The sequence below is a fragment of the Acetivibrio ethanolgignens genome (assembly GCF_001461035.1).
Lineage (GTDB): Bacteria > Bacillota > Clostridia > Lachnospirales > Lachnospiraceae > Velocimicrobium > Velocimicrobium ethanolgignens.
The window spans coordinates 411-611 of the sequence record NZ_LNAM01000136.1; the positions used below are offsets into that span (position 1 = coordinate 411).

The window sequence follows — 201 nt, forward strand, 5'->3', positions numbered from 1 at the left end:
TTCTTTTTTGAGAAGCTTTTTTAATTCCACGTTTAAGACCAACCCTTACATGGCAAGGGGAATGATGACAGGGATTACAAGGGTAAGCAAGGAGTCCATTTTCTCTGACCTCAATAACCTGAAAGTAGTCACAGCTACTTCGGATGAGTATGCAGCAGCCTTCGGCTTTACGCAGGAGGAGGTCTTTGGGGCGCTGGATGA

The 201-nt window shown here is 45.8% G+C and carries 1 pseudogene; it reads left to right on the forward strand.

The annotated features are described in order from the left end of the window. A pseudogene (locus tag ASU35_RS20145) lies at nt 1–201 on the forward strand (AAA family ATPase); the annotation flags it as partial.